This window comes from Pseudomonas sp. 7P_10.2_Bac1 (assembly GCF_025465935.1).
Lineage (GTDB): Bacteria > Pseudomonadota > Gammaproteobacteria > Pseudomonadales > Pseudomonadaceae > Aquipseudomonas.
Map to the genome: position 1 here is coordinate 136,815 of NZ_JANLNV010000058.1, position 23,096 is coordinate 159,910.

At 54.6% G+C, this 23,096-nt stretch carries 21 protein-coding genes and 2 pseudogenes; 9 read left to right on the forward strand and 14 right to left on the reverse strand.

Features of this window, described 5'->3' with window-relative positions:
• Positions 1–145: 145 nt before the first annotated feature.
• Both NTD86_RS10350 and NTD86_RS10355 read right to left on the reverse strand, forming a co-directional pair.
• Positions 146–787 carry a TetR/AcrR family transcriptional regulator C-terminal domain-containing protein gene (locus NTD86_RS10350; RefSeq protein WP_315974738.1) on the reverse strand — a complete coding sequence of 214 codons (642 nt, stop codon included), beginning with the start codon at positions 785–787 and terminating at the stop codon, positions 146–148.
• 365 nt (positions 788–1,152) lie between these two features.
• Positions 1,153–1,620: a hypothetical protein gene (locus NTD86_RS10355; protein WP_262202106.1), complete on the reverse strand. Its 468-nt coding sequence runs from the start codon at positions 1,618–1,620 to the stop codon at positions 1,153–1,155.
• 69 nt (positions 1,621–1,689) lie between these two features.
• Between NTD86_RS10355 and NTD86_RS10360 the strand changes: the two are divergent.
• Positions 1,690–3,147 (forward strand): annotated as a pseudogene (locus NTD86_RS10360) (helicase-related protein); the annotation flags it as partial.
• Positions 3,148–3,282: 135 nt separating this feature from the next.
• On the opposite strand, the pseudogene NTD86_RS10365 reads toward NTD86_RS10360, so the two are convergent.
• Positions 3,283–3,699, reverse strand: a pseudogene (locus NTD86_RS10365) (glutathione binding-like protein); the annotation flags it as partial.
• A gap of 212 nt (positions 3,700–3,911) precedes the next feature.
• Here NTD86_RS10365 and mdlC point away from each other — a divergent pair.
• The gene (gene mdlC, locus NTD86_RS10370; protein WP_262202107.1) at positions 3,912–5,546 is read left to right on the forward strand and encodes a benzoylformate decarboxylase; all 1,635 of its coding nucleotides are present in this window, start codon (positions 3,912–3,914) and stop codon (positions 5,544–5,546) included.
• A gap of 84 nt (positions 5,547–5,630) precedes the next feature.
• Here mdlC and NTD86_RS10375 read toward each other — a convergent pair whose 3' ends face one another.
• From NTD86_RS10375 to NTD86_RS10400, 6 genes are all read right to left on the reverse strand, one after another.
• Positions 5,631–6,128, reverse strand: a complete 498-nt coding sequence (locus NTD86_RS10375) for a flavin reductase family protein (RefSeq protein ID WP_262202108.1) — start codon at positions 6,126–6,128, stop codon at positions 5,631–5,633.
• A gap of 103 nt (positions 6,129–6,231) precedes the next feature.
• Positions 6,232–7,260: a methionine synthase gene (locus NTD86_RS10380; protein ID WP_262202109.1), complete on the reverse strand. Its 1,029-nt coding sequence runs from the start codon at positions 7,258–7,260 to the stop codon at positions 6,232–6,234.
• A 27-nt stretch (positions 7,261–7,287) separates the two neighbouring features.
• On the reverse strand, positions 7,288–8,271 hold the full coding sequence (locus NTD86_RS10385) for a DUF1852 domain-containing protein (RefSeq protein WP_262202110.1): 984 nt from the start codon (positions 8,269–8,271) through the stop codon (positions 7,288–7,290).
• Positions 8,272–8,469: 198 nt separating this feature from the next.
• A complete protein-coding gene (locus NTD86_RS10390; protein WP_262202111.1) occupies positions 8,470–9,045 on the reverse strand; it encodes a hypothetical protein in 576 nt (191 codons plus the stop codon).
• Positions 9,046–9,056: 11 nt separating this feature from the next.
• Positions 9,057–9,848, reverse strand: coding sequence for a class II aldolase/adducin family protein (locus NTD86_RS10395; RefSeq protein ID WP_262202112.1), 792 nt, complete (start codon positions 9,846–9,848; stop codon positions 9,057–9,059).
• Between the two features lie 184 nt (positions 9,849–10,032).
• Positions 10,033–10,926, reverse strand: coding sequence for a LysR family transcriptional regulator (locus tag NTD86_RS10400; RefSeq protein WP_410016973.1), 894 nt, complete (start codon positions 10,924–10,926; stop codon positions 10,033–10,035).
• A 130-nt stretch (positions 10,927–11,056) separates the two neighbouring features.
• Here NTD86_RS10400 and NTD86_RS10405 point away from each other — a divergent pair, with 130 nt between their 5' ends.
• On the forward strand, positions 11,057–11,959 hold the full coding sequence (locus tag NTD86_RS10405) for an NmrA family NAD(P)-binding protein (protein WP_262202113.1): 903 nt from the start codon (positions 11,057–11,059) through the stop codon (positions 11,957–11,959).
• 49 nt (positions 11,960–12,008) lie between these two features.
• On the opposite strand, the gene NTD86_RS10410 is transcribed toward NTD86_RS10405, so the two are convergent.
• A complete protein-coding gene (locus NTD86_RS10410; RefSeq protein WP_262202114.1) occupies positions 12,009–12,881 on the reverse strand; it encodes a LysR substrate-binding domain-containing protein in 873 nt (290 codons plus the stop codon).
• 134 nt (positions 12,882–13,015) lie between these two features.
• Between NTD86_RS10410 and NTD86_RS10415 the strand changes: the two genes are divergently transcribed.
• Entirely contained in the window at positions 13,016–13,966 is a 951-nt protein-coding gene (locus NTD86_RS10415; protein WP_262202115.1) for a DMT family transporter, read from the forward strand.
• Between the two features lie 45 nt (positions 13,967–14,011).
• Here NTD86_RS10415 and NTD86_RS10420 read toward each other — a convergent pair whose 3' ends face one another.
• Both NTD86_RS10420 and NTD86_RS10425 read right to left on the reverse strand, forming a co-directional pair.
• Positions 14,012–14,710: a haloacid dehalogenase type II gene (locus tag NTD86_RS10420; protein ID WP_262202116.1), complete on the reverse strand. Its 699-nt coding sequence runs from the start codon at positions 14,708–14,710 to the stop codon at positions 14,012–14,014.
• Positions 14,711–14,792: 82 nt separating this feature from the next.
• Positions 14,793–15,566, reverse strand: coding sequence for an ABC transporter ATP-binding protein (locus NTD86_RS10425; protein ID WP_262202117.1), 774 nt, complete (start codon positions 15,564–15,566; stop codon positions 14,793–14,795).
• A 156-nt stretch (positions 15,567–15,722) separates the two neighbouring features.
• On the opposite strand from NTD86_RS10425, the gene NTD86_RS10430 reads away from it, so the two are divergent.
• Complete coding sequence (locus NTD86_RS10430; RefSeq protein WP_262202118.1) at positions 15,723–16,160, forward strand: thiol-disulfide oxidoreductase DCC family protein; 438 nt, start codon at positions 15,723–15,725, stop codon at positions 16,158–16,160.
• On the opposite strand, the gene NTD86_RS10435 is transcribed toward NTD86_RS10430, so the two are convergent.
• Complete coding sequence (locus NTD86_RS10435; RefSeq protein ID WP_262202119.1) at positions 16,149–16,541, reverse strand: termination factor Rho; 393 nt, start codon at positions 16,539–16,541, stop codon at positions 16,149–16,151. The two genes, NTD86_RS10430 and NTD86_RS10435, sit on opposite strands and share 12 nt — an antisense overlap.
• 293 nt (positions 16,542–16,834) lie before the next feature.
• Here NTD86_RS10435 and NTD86_RS10440 point away from each other — a divergent pair, with 293 nt between their 5' ends.
• The 4 genes from NTD86_RS10440 to NTD86_RS10455 all read left to right on the forward strand — a co-directional run bounded on the left by NTD86_RS10440 (position 16,835) and on the right by NTD86_RS10455 (position 21,809).
• Positions 16,835–17,359, forward strand: a complete 525-nt coding sequence (locus NTD86_RS10440) for an RNA polymerase sigma factor (RefSeq protein ID WP_262202120.1) — start codon at positions 16,835–16,837, stop codon at positions 17,357–17,359.
• Entirely contained in the window at positions 17,356–18,195 is an 840-nt protein-coding gene (locus NTD86_RS10445; RefSeq protein WP_262202121.1) for a FecR family protein, read from the forward strand. Before NTD86_RS10440 ends, NTD86_RS10445 begins: the two co-directional genes overlap by 4 nt.
• Positions 18,196–18,271: 76 nt before the next feature.
• Complete coding sequence (locus tag NTD86_RS10450; RefSeq protein ID WP_262202122.1) at positions 18,272–20,626, forward strand: TonB-dependent siderophore receptor; 2,355 nt, start codon at positions 18,272–18,274, stop codon at positions 20,624–20,626.
• Between the two features lie 313 nt (positions 20,627–20,939).
• Positions 20,940–21,809, forward strand: a complete 870-nt coding sequence (locus tag NTD86_RS10455; RefSeq protein WP_262202123.1) for an oxaloacetate decarboxylase — start codon at positions 20,940–20,942, stop codon at positions 21,807–21,809.
• Between the two features lie 85 nt (positions 21,810–21,894).
• On the opposite strand, the gene NTD86_RS10460 is transcribed toward NTD86_RS10455, so the two are convergent.
• Positions 21,895–22,689 carry an SDR family NAD(P)-dependent oxidoreductase gene (locus NTD86_RS10460; protein WP_262202124.1) on the reverse strand — a complete coding sequence of 265 codons (795 nt, stop codon included), beginning with the start codon at positions 22,687–22,689 and terminating at the stop codon, positions 21,895–21,897.
• Positions 22,690–23,096 lie beyond the last annotated feature (407 nt).

Consider the following 23,096-nt stretch of genomic DNA (forward strand, 5'->3'; position numbering starts at 1 on the left):
TGGAAGGAAAGCGGCTTCAAATAGGGGCTACTAGGACGGGGACTCAGGGGCACGGTGTTGGGGGCCATTGGCGTAGGCAGCTACGAACGCGTTCGTATTAGTTGATGATCTCGGAGTTCACAAATGGCACATCGCCAAGCTGAACTCATGCGTTTTTAGCTTGAGTGAGCAGTTTGTCCACAAAAGCGTCGGCCAATACCCCAATACCAAAGTCGAACTCCCGGTCGTGATCCAGGTGGCTGAGGTGATTCGCGACAAGGGCAATGTTCGGTAACCCTAATTTCACAAGCGCCGCCTCGCGCTGCCCAACTATAGCCGAATCGCCAGCACCCAAGGTTAGTCCGGTCGAGGCTTCGCGAATCAGGCTGCCGCTGATGAATGCAAGCGTGGCACGTAAAGCATGGACTGCCCACTCGGGTTCAGCTGCGGCTGACATCAACACTGCAAGAGTGGCCTCTAATGGCATGACATGTGCCGACGACTCAATAGGCCTGCTCAGCACCAGGAGAGCCGCCTCCCTGTGCGAAGACATCGCGGCAGCCCTGAATGCCTGGGCGATAGCGATGATGTCTGCGCGAAGGTTTCCGGACGGAGCGGGCACGACCAGTCGGGAAAGGACATGTCCAGCTATAGCGTCGAGCAGCGCGTCCAGCGTGTTGCGAAATGCGCCGCACGCTAGAAAAGCGCACGTGAATGGCAACCTGCTATTGACTGAGAGACTTTCGGCCACTTGGCATTCACAAATGCAGCCCACAGCATAGCAGGGTACGATTTTTACACTCGCCACCAGAAAATCTGTGGCGCGGCAACTCGCGGTTATAAGCGCTGGAGGACGATCCAGATTCTAGTTGGCCGACCGGCGATTTCCGGCTTGTTGTCTGCGACTCCAACCAAGGACTAGGAATAATGTCCATTCAAGAAGAATTGCGCACCAAGCCGGCTGAGCTATTCGATTAGTCCAACTTCGTCTTCTATATTATTGCCTGCCATTACAGCGGATCGATACTATCCACGTGAACAGGCGCTTTTCGACATGAAGAAAAATCTATCGTAATGAGGCTCAATGGAGGTCAACCCTCCTCTCGGGAGCGTCAACCATGTCAGCACTTTGAGCTTTCCATTTAAAGTTTGAAAGAGGCTTCAGCTCACCTATCACCGCGCTAACGCTATATCCTTAGCATAGATGAACCCCTGCATCGTAGTGATCGGAACATTATACGGACTGCAAAACACATCATGCTTGCCAATATTATTTTCGACTCTATAAGACCAATTCAGATCCTGAATCACCTTCTTCTCTTGGAGTTCCGGAATTTTACGACACTTATCGGCAATAATATTCGTAATATTGAAGACAAATTTATATATATCCAAACCAAGCTCATACACCACGCCATCAAGCCTTAAACTAGGCTTGTCGCAGTACATATCGAGATGCTTCATAAGATCCGCGACATAGTCGAAAATCTCGGCAATATCATCCATCTCTTTCTGCACAAAACGAACTTTTGCGTCGTAATTTTTATTAGCCTTACCAGGAACAGTATTACCAATGAATGATTTGACACTTTTCGCGAGCACTTCCAACGGAATCAATAAATGCTGCGAATGGCTGACCATGACATTCTCGCCAGCGACGACGTGCAGTCGAATTTCGTCCACATCTCCGACATGACAGATGAAGGCGCAGAGAAGGAAGACACCTCAGGTACCAAAGTGGCTATCGCAGGTCACCTGTACAAGGTGCTGAGGGGGCATAACAACCTGATCTTCCCCAACAGGCGCCAAGAGGTTGAATTGTTTGCCGACCGTCTGCGCTCACTGTGCGAGAACGATGGTGTTCCGAACGAGTTCTGGCCGCATCACGGTAGCTTGTCCAAGGAGCTACGCCAGGATGCCGAGCGGGCGTTGAAAGCGGGAGATCCTCCAGCTTCTGCCGTATGCACTACCACCCTGGAACTGGGTATAGACATCGGTAGCATCAGGACGGTCGCACAGATCGGCTGTCCACCCTCTGTGGCAAGTCTCAGGCAACGGCTTGGCCGCTCTGGTCGCCGACCCGGTGAGCCTGCGATGCTCAGGGCGTACTGCCGGGAGCGCTCTTTAACAGATAAGTCGGATCTCTCCGATCAGTTACGTGAGGGCCTTGTCCAAACGGTCGCTATGATCCGATTGCTGATCAGTGGATGGTTTGAGCCGCCTCGATCGGGAGGCCTACACGCCTCGACACTGGTGCAACAGTTCCTATCCTCAATTGCTCAGCTCGGCGGTGCTTCTGCGGCGCAATTATGGGCAAATCTCATCGCAAGCGGCAGTTTTGCGAGCGTCACCAAGCCTGATTTCCTGGCTTTGCTCAAGGGTATGGGTGAGAAGGAATTGATCGTCCAGGACAGCTCAGGACTTCTGCTACCAGGCGAACTCGGGGAGCGGTTGATCAACCACTATGAGTTCTACACCGCCTTCACAAGCGATGAAGAGTTTCGTTTGCTCCGGGATGGGAAGCCACTTGGCTCGCTGCCCGTCAGCAAACCCCTTACCAAGGGACAACGCATCATCTTCGGCGGAAGGCGTTGGCAGGTTCAGGATGTCGACCTCGAAGCAAAGGTGATCGTGGTCACACCGGCGCGGGGCGGCGAGCCCCCTCAGTTTGATGGGCTTGGTGCCCAGGTGGATGATCGTGTCAGGCTTGAAATGCGAAACGTGTTGATGGAGACCACATCTTGTCCCTTCCTGGACAAACATGCTCAAGCGCTCCTCGATGAGGCTCGGAGTAACTTCCATGCCCTCGGCTTGGGTGATGCGGCGATTATTGGCTCTGCCAGCGTAAGTCGTGTGGCAACCTGGCGAGGTGATTACACCAACGATGCGCTGGCGTTATTGCTCAAACATGTGGGCATTCAGTGTGAAAACACCGGGCTATTCTTGGAAGTTGCATTTGGCAGGGAGGACACGTTGCGAGCGTTGGGCGTGATCGGCCAGATGGACATCTCAGATGTAGAGCCGATCTTGGAAAATGTCGAAAACATGATCCGAGAGAAGTGGGATTGGGCTCTTCCCCGCTCGCTCCTCATGAAGTCGTTTGCCTCAAGCCATCTTGATCTCCAAGCCGCGGTCACTACAGCGCAACGTCTAAGCGAGAAACCGTAGCGCAAGGCGAATGCCCAAGGCGCTCTTCTCCCAAGATCTGTCCCCCTTTTCGAGGTGAACTGATGGGCAGGCGCTGACTACCTGCGCAGTATGATTTAACAATGCCTCACGATACCCGCCCCCTACACCACCCCATTACCCCCCATACAGCACAAATCCCTCACGCTCACTCAAACGCTGGTAATAATCCGCCACAGCCGGCAATGCCGGGTGCTCAAACGGTGTGTCGAACCAGCGATTGACCGACAGCCCCACAGGAATATCGGCGAGGGTGAAACGATCACCGGCTACATAGGCCCCGGTCTTGGCCAGTTGCTGATCAAGAATCGTCATGAACCGTCCCCACTCCACAATCCCGGCGTCCAGTGCCTTGGGGTCCTGGTGCACTGGGGAATGACGCACCAGCGACATAGACGGATAGCTCTAGGAGCGATTGAGGTCCGACGCCTGCCAGTCAATCCACTGGTCGATTCGCGCCCGTGTCTGAGCGTGCGCTGGATAGATGGCGGCTCCATCATAGTGGTTCGCCAAATATCGAATGATGCTGTTGGATGCAGGCAACTGATCTTCTGTCTCAACTAAACCCAGACAATCACCATTCGTCGCCCACAGCCCCACAAGCACCCTCTTCGCCTAGCCTAATTCCCGATCGCCTCCGCAGGCTCTGCACCAACTGCGCTGAATACATGCGAAACACAGGATCTGCACAATTGATCCTGCGTGCTGTTTCACACTGTCACCCCCTATTCATGATCGGAGTTTTCATGACAGGCAAAACCGTCCGCGACGTAACTTATCAGTTGCTAAGAGAGCTAGGCCTTACGACTCTGTTCGGCAATCCAGGCTCGACTGAAGAGACCTTTCTCAAGGATTTTCCAGCCGATTTTCGCTACATCCAGACCTTGCACGAATCTTCAGCGGTCGGCGCGGCCGATGGGTTTGCGCAAGCCAATCGCTCACCGGCAATCGTCAACGTACATACCAGTGCAGGGCTGAGCAACGCCATGAGCAATATTTTGACGGCCTTCCAGAACAGAACGCCGTTGATTATCACCGCCGGTAACCAAACGCGGGACATGCTGCTGATGGAGCCGTGGTTGACCAATATTGAGCCATCTGTATTGCCCAAACCATGGGTCAAATGGAGCTATGAACCGGTCTGCGCGCAAGATGTACCGGCTGCATTCATGCGCGCCTACGCCATCGCCATACAGCCACCAGCCGGCCCGGTATTTTTATCGATTCCACTGGATGATTGGGACAAACCTGCCAGAGGGCCTGCACTGGTACGTAAAGTGGCCACGCGGATTGCTCCAGACCCTGATGTGCTTGGCGAATTTGCTCAAGCCTTATCAAAAGCCAGTAACCCGGCGCTGATTTATGGTTCTGCCATCGCCCGTGGTCAGGGCTGGCCACAAGCCATTGCGCTGGCTGAACAGTTACAAGCGCCTGTATACGCTGCGCCGGCCTCTGAGCGGACTCCCTTTCCAGAGACCCATCCGCTCTATGCAGGCGGCTTGCCCTTTGCCATTGAACCCTTATCGAAGAGGCTTGCTGGCCATGATCTTGCGATCGTCATAGGCGCGCCGGTGTTTCGCTACTATCCCTACGTTGCGGGCGACTACTTGCCTGCGGGCTTACGCCTTTTGCATATCACCGATGACCCGAGCGAGGCGGCGCGAGCCCCGGTCGGCGATAGCTTGCTGGGTGATGCCGTATTGTCTCTCGAAGCGCTGGCTGCTCAGGTCAAGTCACGCCCGAATGGGAGTGCCAAGGTCGAGCGCCAGGCACATGGGCTTGCTCCGCACCCAGCCGCGCCTGAGCCTGCAGAGAGCGTCGATGGGCTTTTGTCATCATTGAGTGTGTTCAAGGCTCTGCGCGCTTCAACACCGGCAAATACCGTGTTGATTGAAGAGTCGCCCTCAAACCTAGCAGAGCTGCATAGCGCTTGGCCTGTGGATCAGCCTGATTCGTTTTATACCTTTGCCAGTGGCAGCCTGGGCTGGAACCTGCCAGCCAGTATCGGGGTTGCCCTGGCCGAGCGCGACAGTGGCCGCAATCGCCCGGTACTCGCGATCATCGGCGATGGCTCGTTCCAATACTCCATTCAAGGCTTATGGACTGCGGTGCAACACGAGTTGCCGATTCTCTTTGTCGTGCCACGTAACGGGCAATACGGCATCTTGAAGTCCTTTGCCGTGCTTGAGCAAACGCCTAACGTGCCGGGACTGGACTTGCCAGGATTGGATTTTGTCGCGCTGGCAACAGGGTATGGGGCCTACGGGGTACGCGCCACTACCCTTGATGAAATTCGTGCGGTTTGTGAAGAAGCCTTCACCCGTAAGGGACCAACGGTGCTGGAAGTGCCGGTGCAGGCGACTATCCCGCCGCTTTTATAGCCCTGGCGTCGGGTTTCAGTCAGAGCTCCAGGTCTTGAGGGCTCTGACTCATCAACAGCTTGAATGCATTCTCGGCAGAGTTGATTAAGCGCCGAGGTTGCGATACTGGCCCTTGAAATACAGCAACGGCTGCGTACTGGCCACATCTTGCAGATCCAATGCCTTCACTTCCCCGATCACAATCACATGATCTCCAGCAGCATGTTCGGCGTGTATTTCGCAATCCAGCCAGTGCAGGCTGCCTGCAATGATGGGATTACCCAAGGGCGATTCATGCCAGTCGATACCGTGCCATTTGTCGGTGCCCTTGCGGGCAAATTGGTTGGAAATGCTGACCTGCTCACCGGACAGGATGTTAACGACGAACCGGCCGGCCTGGCGGATTTTCGGGTAGCTGGCCGAGCTGGACATGACACTGAAAGACACCAGTGGCGGGCTCATCGACACGCTGTAGAACGACTGGCAAGTGAAGCCAATCGGCTCGTCTTCAACTTTAGAAGTAATGACTGTAATACCGGAAGCATAGTGCCCGAGCGCTTCGCGAAAGCGCAGTGGCTCGATAGCCGTGCTGGCAAGTGACATAGGAGGTCCTGAATGGTGGAAGTATCGGCAGGCTCAGGGAGTCAGTTTTAGCCGCTCCCTTTGCCTGCCCTGCCCTCAATCGAGTGCTGCAATGAATCGAGCGTTAGTTGGCAAGCTCTCTACGGATGATTTCAGCGCCAGCACTCAAGGCATTCAATTTGCCGCGTGCAACGTCTCGCGGTAACGGGGCCATCCCGCAGTTGGTGCAAGGATAGAGCTTGTCGGCATCGACGAACTGAAGTGCCTTGCGCAAGGTATTGGCGACTTCCTCAGGGGTTTCAATGGAGTTAGAAGCCACATCAATAGCCCCAACCATCACTTTTTTGCCGCGAATCAGTTCCAGCAAGTCCATTGGGACATGGGAGTTGTGACACTCCAGCGAAATGATATCGATGCTCGATTGTTGCAACTTAGGGAAGGCTTCTTCGTATTGCCGCCACTCTGAGCCCAGCGTTTTTTTCCAGTCCGTGTTGGCCTTGATGCCGTAGCCGTAGCAGATATGCACCGCCGTTTCGCATTTAAGGCCTTCGATTGCCCTTTCCAGGGTGGCTACCCCCCAGTCATTGACCTCATCAAAGAACACGTTAAACGCAGGCTCATCAAACTGGATGATGTCTACACCTGCCGCCTCTAACTCTCTGGCTTCCTCGTTGAGGATCTTGGCAAATTCCCAGGCCAGTTTTTCGCGGCTCTTATAGTGGTTGTCGTAAAGGGTGTCGATCATGGTCATAGGACCCGGCAGTGCCCATTTGATGGGTTGACTGGTCTGTTGACGCAAAAACTTGGCATCTTCAACAAACACGGGCTTTTGCCGACTCACAGCGCCTACTACCGTCGGTACGCTGGCGTCATAGCGATCGCGGATTCTGACCGTTTCACGTTTCTCGAAGTCCACCCCATTGAGGTGCTCAATAAACGTGGTCACAAAGTGTTGGCGAGTCTGTTCACCGTCACTGACGATATCGATGCCTGCCAGTTGTTGCTCTTGCAACGCCAGACGCAACGCATCTTGTTTGCCCTCAACCAATTCCTCACCGTGCAGTTTCCACGGTGACCAGAGTTTTTCGGGCTCTGCCAGCCAGGAAGGTTTTGGCAAGCTGCCTGCAGTTGAGGTTGGTAACAGTTTTTTCATAATGAATGACCCAGTAATTTTTGATAGTTAAAGCGCGTAGTTTGCGGACCACTGATCAAGCACTGACTGATAGGGCTTGATAAAGTGTTCTTCAACAAACCGTCCCTGCTCTATAGCCAGTTGGCTACGTTCCTCTCGGTCATACACTATTCGAGTCAGTGAATAATCTTGGTGTTTTAGACTTGGCTGATAGGATTTGCCAGCAGCTGAATTCGCATTATAAATTTCAGGTCTGTAAATCTTCTGAAACGTGTCCATCGTACTGATGGTGCTGATCAGTTCCAGATTGGTATAGTCGCCCAGCAAATCGCCGGCAAAATAAAACGCCAAGGGCGCAACACTGTTTGGCGGCATAAAATATCGAACTTTAAGCCCCATTTTCTTGAAATACTCATCTGTCAGAGAGTATTCATCCTGCAGATATTCAAAGCCCAATACCGGATGCTGGTTTTCGGTCCGATGGTAGGTCTTACTGCTCGAAACGCTCAAGCAAATAACGGGCAATTTGTTGAAGTGTCGCTTGTACTCATCAGAATTGACGAAGCACTTGAACAGTTTTCCATGCAGGTCCCCAAAATCGTCTGGCGTGCTGAACCCGGGCTTGCCTTTATTGTGATCAAGCAACCGCACACTGAAATCATAATCGCGCACATAAGAACTGAAGTTATTACCAGCAATACCTTCGATACGCTCGCTGGTCTTGCGATCGACAATGTTCGTCTTCAGTATTTCGATCAAAGGAAGGGCATTACCGCTGCTATGAGCATCCATGTTCATTTCTACGGAGATGATTTCAAGCTCGACCGTATAACGGACGCCCTTGGGGTTATCCCAGTGCGCCAGAGCATTAAAGCGATTGTCGATCATCTGCAAGGTGTTACGCAGATTTTCTTGGCGGCTCTTGCCCCTGGCCAAATTAGCAAAGTTGGTAGTGGTACGAGTATTTTCGGATGGGCGATAGTGCTCATCAAAACAAATACTACTGATAGTAAACGTGAATGCTTTGCTCATTATGGTCTGACGCCTTAATTATTTGAGACAAGCCTGAATGTCCGTATCCCGGATCAGGCTGCTGCCCCAATAGAATTAATATTCTCTTTAATTAAGACGTATTTTAGGCAGGGCTAATGCTTGATGGAAAATGAATTGATTTCACCGCAACATTAGCGCTACTCATGAGGTCAGATGAGCTACAAACATGCTCGTGCGTTAAGGTAGAACCCGATATTCCCCTTGGCCATTTATAACAATTTCATAACGGATCGCTGCCGTGTCAGAAAGTGCCGAACCAGCATCGTTGCCCAGTAAAAGCGCCTTAACAGGATTGACGATGTGAGTATGCACATCCAGCGGGCTATTGATGTCAGTCAAGCGAACGCTGTAGCACCACTCGCTCTCGAATTCAGGGTACGTCCAGCGAAACAAGCGCTCGCCCTCAAGTGCAAGCTCGTAGCCTAGTTCTATGTGCAGCGGGAACCCCATCAGGGTTGAATCAAAGTCAATGGCGCTGCCCCACCACCCAATGTGCACCAAGGGCTCTTGATTACCCTCCGCGTTTATTCCCGGACCCGTCAGGCTGATTTGGACGATCAGGTATCCACCTATCGATCTTTTGGGTTTTATCACCAGCGCCAAGGACGAAGCGATCTCGTTGGTGACCCAGTTGTGTTCGTCATTGATGTAGTCATTGATCCAGTTGCCTTCAGCCCGGAAGCGACTGGCCAGTGCCGGCTCAAGCAACACGGTACTTAAAGCCTCCCTGACCATCTTCATCAGGCGTTGCATGCCCGATTACCTCAATCCTTGTAATCCGGAGCGATCCGATCCAGCAGGCGCAGCAAGGCGGCCCAGGCCATTGAGACTGCGTCCGGGTCTTTCAATTCACCTTCTTTGGTTGAGCGCCCCGGATTGTTGAACTGCTGCTCCGTGTGCGCGCAAACAGTTGCAGGGGGCAGCAGCACTTCACCACTGGCCTGGGCTGCCAGTTGAATTTCACACGATTTTTCCAGGTAGAACATGCGCAAAAATGCTTCGCCCACCGATTGCCCCACGGTAAGCAAGCCATGGTTACGCAGGATCAATGCGAAGTTGTCGCCCATGTCTTCTACCAGGCGCCGCTGCTCGTCCAGATCCAGGGCAATACCTTCATAGTCGTGGTAAGCCACTCGCCCATAAAACTGCATAGAAATCTGATTGATAGGCAGCAATCCATCCTTCAAGGCCGCCACTGCGCAACCGGCCTTTGTGTGAGTGTGCAGCACACATTGCGCGTCATCACGGGCGCCGTGGATGGCACTATGAATCACAAAGCCGGCCGGGTTGACCGGGTAAGGCGATGCCTCGACTGCGTTCCCGTCAAGATCGATCTTGACCAGGTTGGACGCTGTGATTTCCTCGAACAACAGCCCATAGGGGTTGATCAGGAAGTGGTGCTCAGGGCCGGGCAAGCGCACCGATATGTGGGTGAAAATCAGATCGGTCATCCGGAAATGCGCGATCAACCGGTAACAGGCTGCCAATTCTTCACGCAAATGCTGTTCGACGTTCGTAGGGGCGTTACTCAGGTTCATGTGGCTAATCTCGGTCATTGTTTTTTTATCCGGACTGGACGCCCAAGACGTCCAAAAGCTTACCGCTATTTAATCGCCCAGGCATTGAACCGTTCCTCGATTTCAAGATGCTCGCCTCAAAATTCACGCATTCATGGCCAGTGCGCCCTTTAGATATTTTTTGCGTCTGTATCCACTGGGCGAGATCTGAATTCAGTTTCTATCAGTGGCTGTACCTCAATTGATCCAGCAACAAGCGAAAGGCAGGTTTGGGTTGGTGACGGCTCGAATAGTAAAGATGGTAGCCCGTCACCGTCGTGCACCAATCATCCAGTACCCGCACTAATCGGCCTTGGTTGACGTAATCGGCCACGGTATCTTCAGGTAAATGCGCAAGCCCTATCCCTGCCAGTGCGAAATCAATAATCAGTGAAACGCTGTTACCCGCAACATGCCCCTGTGGCCGAACTTTAACGACATGCCCGTCTTTGTCGAAGGGCCATCCCCACAAACCTCCGGAAGTCGGTAAACGTAAATTGATTCCGACATGCTCCGTCAGATCATACGGCGTCAACGGAATGGCTCTGTTTGCAAAATAGGCCGGCGCTCCCACTACAGTCATTCGAAAATCAGGCCCGATACGCTGGCTGATCATGTCCTGAGCCACTTGTTCGCCCCATCGCACACCCGCATCGAAGCGCTCTGCAACGATATCGATCAACTCATAACTGTTACTGATTTCGACGTTTATCTGTGGGTACTCAAGCATCAACTTGCACACGGCTGGAGCGAGAATCCCCTTAGATGCGTGCTCCAGCGAAGTGATTCGCAAGCTACCCGCGGGCTTGCCGCTCATTTCTGCCAGATCTGCTAGCCCAGCTTCAATACCGTCGAAATGTGGGCCCAAGGTTTCAATCAATCGCTCACCAGCATCCGTTGGCGAGACACTGCGCGTACTGCGGGTAAGTAACTGAGCGCCAAGCCGCGCCTCAAGTTTACGAATGGTCCGGCTTAAGGCTGGTTGCGAAACGCCCATCTGCGCAGCCGCTCTGGTAAAGCTACGCAGGCGCGCAACCGTCAGAAAAGCGATCAAGTCATTGACTGAACTAAGCACAATTAATGCCTCAGGGTTATAAGTGCATTCCAATCATACCGTCTAATCATGAATAGAGAGCGCTGGTAGATTGCTCGGCAACGAAAGGGGTTCACTCCCCTTTCATGGTTTTGCGTATTTCCAAGGGTGAATCATGACCAACGTATTGATACTGGGCGCTACGGGTAACCTGGGCATTCTCACTGCTGAAACACTGACTCAAGAGTATCCAGCTGTGAAGCTACGGCTTGCCAGTAGCCGACCGGAAGGGGTTACCAAATTGAAGGAGCGTTTTGCCGATGCCGACGTCGTTCAAGCTGACTGGTACGACCCTGAGAGTTTGTTTAAAGCAGTCAATGGCGTAGATAAAGTATTTATCGTTACGCCAGATTTTGTGACGGATGAACTGCAAGTCACGCCCAATATCATCAACGCCATCAAACGTGCGGGCAGTGCTTGCCAGGTCATACGCTTTATCGCCATACCACCTGGGTTGACGTCAGCAGACCTGACTCCAGAGTTCCTTGCCACCCGCTGCGGGGCGAATCTGCACACACTGGCAAAACCACTGCTGGATGCCAGTGGCTTACCGGTGACTTATATCAATGCGGCCTGCTGGATCATGTTCAATCTTCCCTGGTTCGTTGCGGCAGATGTTAAAAACAAGCGTGAGTTCGTGATGCCGTCGATTAGTGATGCTCCGCGGCTGCACCTTTCAGAGCACGATATTGCAGCAGTTGTAGCCAAAGTTATTTCCGACAATATCGAGCAACATGCCGGCCAGCATTATTTGATTACAGGCACTGAACGCCTGGACTACCGGCAAGTGACAGACCTGATCAGCGAAGTCATCAAAGACAAGGTGACTTACGTCGACAGTGACCAATCACTGCGGGTAACCCTTGGTGAGTATTTTGAGCCAGTCATGACGTATTACCGGCATGAGGTTGAGGCCTACAAGAATGTGCCCGTCACAGACACAGTGCAGCAAATTACCGGGCGCCCCACGACAACGCTGCGGGAATATTTGATGATGAACAAACATTTGTTTGTCTGATCGCGCAGGGTACATGCGCGTATGAACCCTGCCCCGCAGGATTTGAGTTTCATTCCTGCCCCAATACCCACTCCCTAAACACCTCAGCACAGGGCGACAACGGCCGATGCTTGACCGACACCAGGTACTCGGCACGCCCTGTCACGCATTCAAAGCCGGTGACTCGCTGCAGTTCGCCTTTGGCGAAAACTTCGTCGCCCATAAACGTCCAGGCCAGCCCAATGCCCATGCCTTGTTGCACCGCTCTAAAAGCCAGTGTCAGTTGGTTGAAGACCGGAGCTTTTTCCGGGGCGGTGTAGTCGATGTCAAAGTGCTGGAACCACTGCTCCCAATCCAGGCAATGCCAGGCCGAGGTGTCGATCTGCACAAGGTTGGCCTTGGCCAGTTGTTCAAGGGTTTCAATGCCGGTGGTATCCAGTGCCGCATGGGCAACCGGAAACACGATTTCCGGGATCAGGAAGTCGCTGTTTAACGCGCCCCACTCACCGTTACCGTAAAGAATGCCCAGATCGTAATCCTTGAGGCTGGCATCATCGAATTCATTCATCGCGTGCACATGCACAGCTATGTCGGGATAAGCCTTGTTGAACTCGATCAGCTTAGGGAACAACCAGAACTGTGCCAGCGCATGGGTTGCGAGAATCGAGACGGTGTTGGGTTGATGGACATTTCGAATCCGCGTGACGCTCTGGTGCAACGATGTCAGGAGCGTATTGACGGTAATCAACAGCTCTTGCGCTGCAGTCGTGAGGGTCACGCCCCGTGGTTTTCGCTCGAACAGCGGCACGCCGATGCACTCCTCGAGTTGACGCATCTGTTTGCTCACGGCGCTTTGAGTCAGGAATAACTCCTTGGAAGCGCCGGTAAAACTGGAGTGACGGCCAACCGCCTCAAAGGTGATCAACGTTTCTAATGGCGGCAAGGCACGCAGATAACGGTTAATGGGACGACTCCTGATGACGATATGCCGTGGCGGAATGGGTGACTGATTTTTTATCGCAGGTGGCGTTGAATTGCTATCGATACAATCACGCCAAAATCATTATCTGAGTTGTCGTGATGAAAAGTGGGATGGTGTTTGCATTGTTGGCGGGAGCGATTTGGGGAGGCGTGATCCTCAGCCCCTCTTTGCTGCCGGAATTTAATGCGGTGTTGATCAGTAGCGTTCGGTTTGCCTTGTATGGACTGATTTCCCTGGCCGTTGCGCTGCCCATGGCATCACGCTTGTTTGCCAAATTGAACCGGTCGGATGTCGGCATGCTGGTACGCCTGTCATTGACCGGGAACGTACTCAACTATGCGCTGCTGGGCGCGTCGGTTCAGCTCAGCGGAGTCACTACGGCCTCCTTGATCAATGGCGTGATGCCGGTGGCCATCACCTTTCTGGGACGTGCCGATGCGGGCTCCCTGCCGATCAGCAAACTCAAGTTGCCCTTACTGATGGTATTCCTTGGAATCGTATCGATCAGTCTGGAGCATACGGGCAGCCACACCTCGAGCACCGCCTTGACTACGCAACTGTTGGGGATCGCTTGCGGTTTCTGTGGCGTAGTCAGTTGGTCATGGTACGCCACCCATAACGCCCGCTACCTTAAACAAAGTGCGTTCAACAGCAGCGAATGGTCAACCCTGCTGGGAATTACCACCGGTACGGTAGCGGTGGCGTTTGGCTTCGTCGCCTGGTTACTGTTCCCGAACCTGGTACCCGTCCACGTTGAAAGCAGCCGCTGGATGGACTTCCTGTGGGTGTGCCTGTTCCTGGCGCTGTGCGGTTCATGGATCGCCAACGGCCTGTGGAATGCTTGCTCGCGGCGCATGGCAGCATCACTCAGCGCACAACTGATTGTCTTTGAAACGCTCTTCGCCTGCGTCTATGGCTTCTTTTACGCCCAACGTCTGCCCAGCGTTATTGAGCTGGTGTCGATTTCATTACTGGTGGGCGGCGTGGTGTGGGCGGCAAGACGGCATCGGGTGCCAAGCGTGAAACTGCACACTCCTGCCTGCTGAGATCCCAAGTCGGTGGATATCAAACGATATCCACCAAAATCCCCGTTACCAGCCCAGGGATTTGAACAACGCGGGTACGTGGGCCAGATTTGGCAGGACTGCATCGGGGGTGTAGTCCTCTGGCGCCTGACGGCCGGTACCTCGATCGATCCATACACAGCGAAAGCCAATGTCTCGAGCCGCAGTCAAGTCCAACAGTGGCGACGCGCAGATATGCACGACCTTGCTTTTGTCGACTCCCAATTGCCGATAGGCGTGATTGAACAGTGTTGGGGACGGCTTGTAGGCCCTGGCCTGCTCTGCGGTGATGACCCGGTCGATAGTGCCTCCCAGTTGCGCAACATTGCCGGCAATCACTGAGTCTTCGGTGTTGGAGATGATGCACAACTTGAAGCCCATTTGCTTGAGTTCGGTCAGCGCGGTAACCACCTCTGGAAAAGGCGGCATGGCAGAGATGCCCTGGAGGAGAGTGTCGAAATCAGCTTGATCGGTGCTGACACCAAAGTGGGCCATGGCTTTACCCAGGCTCTCAGCCACGATCTTGCGAAACGTCATGAACGGCACAGATTGCTCAAGTTCATGTTCAATGTTGTCGTGCCAGGCGACGATGTCTTTGATATCGACGTCGCTACGACTGTACTTTTGCAAGATGTGCGTTAACGCCTTGCGTACTCCTTCATCCCACTGGATCAGGGTCCCGTAGCAATCAAACGTCAACCAGAGCGGTTTTTCTCCACTGAGCATTTCGACTTCTCCTTATCGCGCATAAGACCCGAGATTGACTCGGGCCTTTCAAAAACTCGCTAGAGGTTTGTTCGCGGCGTGCTCAAGCATGCCAGCATCGATACCAACCATCGTTCTGCGAGACTTGCAGCTTAGTTTGATAAAGCGCCGAAAGTTTTTCGCTGGTCAAAATTTCGTTCTTCGGGCCATCGGCGATCAACTGGCCCTGGCTGATGAGAATCACCCGGTCAATCTCTGGAATGATCTCGTCGATATGGTGAGTAGTGATGATCATCGCGCGGTCTTCGCCGCAGAAATTGCGCATCAGCGACAGCAATCCCAGGCTCGCGCCCATGTCCAGACCGCTGGTGGGCTCATCGAGGATCAGCGCTTGCGGGTGATGCACCAATGCACGGGCCAACAGCAAGCGACGCTTCTGCCCCGTGGACAAACGCTGAAACATGCGTTGTTCGTCAATGTCACTGCCCAATTGCTGCATCAGGCTGCGGGCCAGGGCGATCTGCTCTTCGCTAGGCTGCAAATGCGCATGCGCGCCCATGGCGCCGAAGAAACCGGACACCACCACATCCAGGGCGGAGGTATACGGCGTGTAGTCTTCCTGCATGTCCTGGGATACGAAACCAATCTTGCTGCGTAAAGCCCATAGGTTAACGGTTTCATCGCCAAACAGTTTCAGGTAGCTGCCCTCCCGTTCAACCGGGTAAATCTCGCGATTGATCAGCTTTAACAGGGTACTTTTACCAGCGCCATTGGGGCCCAGGATAGCGACGCGCTCGTTATAACCAATGTGCAGCGAGACGCGGTCAAAGACCTGGGTTTGCTGTTGGAAAGCGCTGACCTGGTTCAATTCGATCATTGTTATGCCTTGGTTGACCGTGGGTTCGTGCCGTGGATTTCTACTGATTTCTATGTACGATTGCAACGTGATGCTCGCCTGCTTTTTTCAGCATGGCCCTTAAGCAAAGTTCCACGAGCGCCTCTCAATGGGCGCCGGACGCACAAAGAGATGACAATGGACACCGACAAGCCAACTGAAACGGTCGTACTTTTTGATGGTACCTGCCGCCTTTGTAACGGATGGGCGCATTTCATCATCAGCCAAGACACCGCGCGGCGTATCAGACTCGCCACGGTGCAGTCAGTACAAGGGCAAAAACTGTTGGCGTGGGCAGGTTTGCCTCAAGACAATTTCAATACGATTGTACTCATCAGTAACGGTCTGTTTTACGTGCGCTCAGAGGCGATGTTTCAGATAGTCAAACGCCTCCCCTGGTACTGGCATTGGGTAATGTTGGCGCGGGTGATTCCGGGACCGTTACGGGATTGGCTCTACGACAAAATCGCTTTGAACCGTTATCGGCTGTTTGGCCGCTATGATTCATGTCGGTTGCCGGCTGCTGATCACACACATCGTTTTTTAAACACTGAGTCACACTCATCAGCCCCTTGAGTCAGGATGCTCACTCAGTGCCGCGATAAGCTCTGCTTTGTTCATCCTCGAACGCCCCGGAATCTGCTTGCTCCTGGCCTCTTTCATCAGGCTCACCTTGGTTTGGCTTTCCAGTGATTGCCGAGACGTCCGGCTATGGCCTTTACGGGTCTGGGCTGCACGTTTGGCGGAATCGGATCGGACCGTTTTTTTCTCATGGCTTGAGGTGCGCTCGCCGCCGCCCCCAGCCTTTTCACCGCCACCTGACTGCTTGTTAACCGTTGCCCAGGCGCGCGCTTGAGCTTCATCCTTTGGCACACCCTTATCTTCATAACTGTGTTCTATGTGCTGAGCCTTGCGTTTTTGCTTGGCCGTATAGTTGTCCTTATCACCTTGAGACATGACAGTTCCCCTAAGTCAGTGAACAGTTAAGAACTGCAGACGCAGCACCTGATTTATCTGTCTGGGACGCAGAGTTAAATGTTCAAAAAATACCTCATGGACTGACCAGTGGTTCTGATAACCGCCGCAATAAGAATCTGAATGATCGAAAAACCCAGGTCTTACCGTTTGGTCACTCCAGTGTGAGGGCAAGATTGCGTCAAGAAGTTTCTCGCGCAATGAGGGCAACCCTCTATGAATGGAAACATTTCTCATTTATATTTGCTGCCGTGCTGCTTCCCCTCAGGCCGATCATGCCCTTCGATCCCGTCAAACCCTCACTGCTCAGTACGCTAGTGCGTCATTACGACGAGCTGGTGGACCACGTGCGTCGGCGCTTTGGTGACCGGGGGTTCGCGCGCGAAGTGGTGCATGATGTCTGTGTGCAATTGCTGGAGAATCGCGAAAAAGATAACGTGCGAACTCCCTTGGCACTGTTGCGCAAGATCTCCCACGATCAGGCGATCAATCGCTATCGCAGTGAGCGTCGCAGCCAGTCCTGGCTTATAGAAATGCCGCAGCCGCTGGAAGCGGTTTGCACAGCCCCTTCGCCGCCACGTCAGTACGAATCTGCCCGGGAGCTGGAACTACTGACCGAAGCCATCAGCCAGCTACCGGAGCGTTGCCAGATGGTATTTGTCATGCACAAGATTCACGAGTTGCCCCAGGCTGAGGTCGCCGAACGCATGGGCATATCGCTTAAAACCGTTGAAAAGCATCTGCGCCTTGGGCTGGCCGCCTGCCGCGCCCAACTGGATCGTCCACATACCCATTCATGAACACACCCTCCTCTCCCGACCAACCACTGTCTGCCGAAGACGAAACCCTGGCACGCCATCGTGAAGAGCTGCGCAAGCGCTTCCCGATGCCAACACCCAAGCCTCGCAAATCTCGTACACCTGTGATCGCAGGTGCGCTATTGGTGCTGGTGGGTGTCGGGTTGTTCTGGACGGACCCCAGCTATCGTGTGGAGCAGTACACAAGTGCGATCGGTGAGCGGCGCGTGCTGGATCTGGCGGATGGCAGCCGGGTGGTGCTCGACAGTGGCACGCAGGTAGAAGTCAGTTGGCATCTGCGTTCGCGTCGTGTGGAACTCAACGCGGGCCAGGCCCTGTTCGATATCAGTAAAACCGTGTTCCGGCCATTCCAGGTGGACGCCGGTGCCGCCCGGGTGACGGTGCTGGGTACACTTTTCAACGTGGCCCGTGAGGAAAAAGCCGTACACGTAGCATTGCTGCGCGGCAGCGTCGATGTGCAATCGATTACCGACCCGGCCCAGCAACGGCGACTGATTCCCGGGCAACAGCTGGCGGTGCTCAATGGTCAGTTGCAGCCAACAGATAACGCCGATACGTCCAGAGTGCTGGCTTGGCAAGATCGCAAGCTGGTGTTTTCACGTACCCCTCTGTCACAAGCCATCGCGCAGATCCAGCGCTACCGTCAGGCGCCCATCCGCCTTGACGATCCGGGCCTGGCTGACCTGCCGATCAGCGGCGTGTTCAAAACCGACAACGTTGAGGACCTGCTCGACTTGTTGCCGCATATCCTGCCACTGACTCTCGCACGGGATGCGGACGGCACGTTGCACCTCATGCATCGGGCCGGAAAAAAATAATTCGCGGACGAGGTAGGGTTTTGCCGCGCTCGTAACGGCAAGTCAGTAAACCCCAATGTTCCCAGGAGCCCCGTCCATGAAACATCGCTTGCCGGCGCGTCGTCAGTCGCTGTCAATGTCTGTACTCGCCACCAGCCTTCTGTTAGCCCTCTCGGCCAATGCCCAGGACACGTTCGACGTCGACTTGCCGAGCAGCAACCTGGAGCAAGCGCTGAATACGCTGGCGCAACAGTCCCGCGTGCAAATCATTTTTGCCAGCGATGTGGTCGGCAACAGCACCACGCCAGCGCTCAAAGGCCGCTACAGCGCCGAAGAAGCTTTACACCGCCTGCTCGACAAGCACGGGCTGCAAGTGCAAAAGCGTGATGAGCAGACGTTCTTCATTGTCGCGAAAGATGCCCAGACCGCCACCCAAACGCCGCAACCACCGGCAGAGTCATTGGCATTGGGCACGATGGTGATCAAAGGCGATGTACTCGGCAGCGCCACCGACCCAGAGGTGCGCACTTACGCCGGTAGCCGGACGGTGATTGGCAACGAACAACTGCAAAAAGCCAGTGTTCGAGGTGTCGACGAAGCCTTGCAGCGCGTGCCCGGGGTCAAAGTGTTTGACGAAACCGGCACTGGCGCGCTGCCGCAAATTGCGGTGCGTGGCCTGTATGAAAGCCGCAGTGGCCGGGTCCAGGCGTTGTCCGACGGCATTCCGCTGGCCCTGGCCCCTTATGGTCAGACCGGCCTGTCCTTGTTCCCGGTAACGATGGCGACGGTTGATCGCATTGACGTGGTTCGCGGCGGAGCTGCTGTGCAATATGGCCCGAACAACGTGGGCGGTGTCATCAACTTCATCAGCAAACCGATCCCCCGCGAGTGGCAAAACACCATTCAAGAGCGCACCACCTTCAACCCCGGTGGCCGCCAGTTATGGGACACCTACGTCGGAACGGGCGGTTACCTGACCGACAATTTTGGCCTGCAACTGGACCTCAACAGCATCAACGGCGAGACAGGGCGCGAGCACTCCGACACCGATATCCAAAACTACCGGCTGCGTGGCCAGTGGAATATCGACGATGACCGCGATCTGAGCTTCGGCATTCAGCACTACCGGGCCGACATGGACCTGCCCGGCGCACTCAGCGTGCGCGACTATAAAGACAACCCGCGCCAGTCGACTCGCCCGCTGGACAACTTCGAAGGCAATACCGACCGTGTATGGGGCACCTACACCCAGCAACTGGGCGCTATTGGGCCATTCGACTCGGTACAGTTCAGTTGGACCAACTTTGCGCACAAGAGCTATCGCAACTTTGTCGTGGGCCTGCCCTTCACTCCCGATGGCACTGCCGTTACCAAACAAGATGGCCCGCGTGACTTTAAGGTCTGGGGCACCGAGCCGCGCTTGAGCATGAACATCGACGGCGATCAGGTCAGCCAGACCTGGTTGGTGGGCGCCCGCTATGTCAAGGAAGACATCGACTACAAGGTGGATCGCGAAAGCGTTGCCACTGGCAAAACTACCCCCTTCCGCGACTGGCAATTCAATGATTCGGCCAAAGCCTTTTACATCAGTAACGCCATCGGTCTGCTCGATAACCGCCTGACCATCACCCCCGGTGTGCGCTATGAAAACGCACGCATGGACTACGACGATGGGATCACCGGTTTCACCAACGAAAACGAATCCCGGGAATGGTTGCCTGGCCTGACCGTCGGCTTCCAGGCCACGGATGACTGGTATGTGTATGCCAACGCACAGAAATCACTGCGTCCCCCGCAAGTCACGCAGATCGTTAAAGAAGGCCAGGTCGGTGCTGAACTGGCGTGGAACTATGAGACTGGCGTGCGCTATACGCCTTGGGATGGCCTGCGGGTCGATATGGGCGTGTACCGCATCGATTTTGATGACCAGATCGTCTACAACGGCACCACCGACCGTTTTGTCAACCTGGGCAGCACCCGCCACCAGGGTATCGAAAGTGAAATTTTCTGGACCCCGCAAGCCCTGCCCACGCTTGACCTGCACGCCAGCTATGCCTATCTGGATGCCAAGCAGCGCAACGGCCAGTACAAAGGCAACGATGTACCGTTCGCCTCGCGTAACCAGTTCAGCGTTGACGGTCGTTATCACTTTGCCGAGAACTGGACCTATAACCTCGATGGCTTGTACGTGAGCAGCGCCTACACTGACGCCGCCAACACGGTGGATGAAGACGCCATTGCTTCGGTAGGCAGATTGCCAGCGTATTGGCTGTGGAACACCGCCATCGAGCGCCAGTTCAAGCTGCAAGACCACAGCGTGTTGACCGCGTCTGCGGGGATCAGCAACCTGTTCAACCGTGAGTATTATTTCCGGGGTATCGACACCAGCCCATGGGGTCGTCAACCTGCACCGCAGCGTTCATTGACCCTGGGCTTGAATTATCAATTCTGATCAACACTCTGCCTGACTGCCGACGGCTGTGGTCTTTTGCTTCCCAAAAGATCACAGCCGCGGTTCTCGGCAGTGCCTACAGCCTGGCGAACATCTGCGACAAACCGACTGGTGACGGAAACGCTTCAGCCTCAGTAGCGATCGCACATGATGAAATTTTCTTCATTTAAGCTACCCTCCTGCTTCACCCTATGCAGATCCGGCATAACCCATTCTGAAACGTCATATTTCTGTGTTTTGCTGCGTGGTAGTCTCAATGAACCATGAACAGGCATAGATCGTATTTCGATGATGGCCAGAAACAGGAAAGATCATGCCCAAAAAGTCCCACACAGCTCTTCGTAATAACTTCCGCCAATTGCTTGCCACCCCTGCGTGCTTCGAAACGGCCTCGGTTTTTGACCCGATGTCTGCTCGCATCGCTGCCGACCTGGGTTTTGAAGTCGGCATCCTGGGGGGTTCAGTAGCCTCGCTGCAGGTCCTGGCAGCCCCCGACTTTGCCCTTATCACCTTGAGTGAGTTCGTCGAGCAGGCCACCCGTATCGGCCGCGTTGCCCAACTGCCTTTTATCGCGGATGCCGACCACGGCTATGGCAATGCCCTCAACGTGATGCGCACCGTCGAAGAACTCGAACGTGCCGGCGTTGCTGCACTGACGATTGAAGACACCCTGCTGCCCGCGCAATTTGGCCGTAAATCGACTGACCTGATTTCTGTCGAAGAAGGCATCGGCAAAATCAAGGCGGCCATTGAAGCCCGTGTCGACCCTTCACTGTCCATCATCGCGCGCACTAACGCCGGTGTACTCTCAACCGAAGACGTGATCAAGCGCACCCAGGCTTACGAAAAAGCCGGTGCCGACGGCATCTGTATCGTTGGTGTAGACGATTTCGAACAGCTCGAAAAAATCTCTGAAAAGCTCACAGTGCCACTGATGCTGGTGACCTACGGCAACCCGAAACTCAGTGACAGTAAACGCCTGGCCAGCTTGGGCGTGCGGATTGTGGTAGCCGGTCATGCCGCCTATTTTGCTTCGATCAAAGCAACCTACGACAGCCTGCGTGCACAGCGTCACCTGACCAACAGCACCGATAACCTCAGTGCTACCGAACTGACACACACCTACACCCAGCCAGAAGACTACGTGGCTTGGGCCAAAGAGTTCATGGATGTGAAAGAGTGACGGTCACCCGGTTGGATAACTCAGTCGTTATCCCGCCACGTTGAATCACCTGTGGTTGGATAACGACCGCATCAAAAGCGTTACTTCAGACGATGTCATCCACGACACCGCCGTCTACCCGCAGTGCCGCCCCCGTCGTCGCAGACGCTTGAGGCGAACACACATAGACGACCATGTTGGCGACTTCTTCTACCGTTGCTGCGCGCTGAATGATCGAGCTGGGCCGATGTTGTAAAACAAATGCAGTCGCCACCGACTCAAGGGTTTTACCCGTATGCTCAACCTCGTCTTTCAGCATGTTTGCAACGCCTTCAGACAGCGTCGGCCCCGGCAACACACTGTTGACCGTCACGCCACTGCCCGCGACATGCTTGGCCAGCCCCCGCGCCAGCGCCAGAAGCGCCGTTTTCGACACCCCGTAATGAATCATGTCAGCCGGGATGTTGCGCGCCGACTCTGACGACATGAACACCACGCGGCCCCAACCTTTCTTGACCATGGCCGGCAGCAATGCCCGGCTCAAGCGAACCCCGGACATCACGTTGGTTTGCCAATAGCTGTCCCAGACCTCGTCATCAGCGTCGTAAAAGTCCTTTGGGCCATAAATACCGGCATTGTTGACCAGTATGTCGACCGCACCGGCTTCGCGAACCAGCGTCGAAACACCTTCAGCGGTGCTCAGGTCCGCAGCTACGCCTTGCACCGAGGTGCCCGGTACCGCTTCTGCCAACCGGGCAACAGCGTCGGCCACCGACTCCATGCTGCGGCCATTGAGAATGATGTCAGCACCCGCCTCAGCCAGGCCCTGGGCAATCGCAAAACCGATACCGCCTGTTGACGCTGTGACCAGCGCGCGTTTGTCATTGAATTGGATGTTCATCCTGTCTCCTGTTCAAGATTGATCGTCCGGCTGCGCTGACAGACCCCTGCGTGAGTCCTTGTGCGAAGCGAATCAGGCCACTCGTGTCCCGTCTGGCACGCTGATGCGCTTCTACAGGCGCCCTGCCTCGTCAAAGCCGAACTTGCGATACAGATGGATTGCGCGCTCATTGATCACACGCACACGCACACGCAGTTCGACCTTCAGCCAACCGGATTGATTCCCCGTTCATTCCGGCAGCCGCGCCATTAACGTTGTCATTGACGTGCGCAAAGAATCCCGCAAAACATTGACGCGCTATATATCTAGCGCTTTCGCACCTTGCGGCACGCTCACACTGCTCACCTCTTTATCGCCCCCGGCAGCCTGTCTGGCAGCACCGTTCAGCCCGGGTCACATAAGCTTTC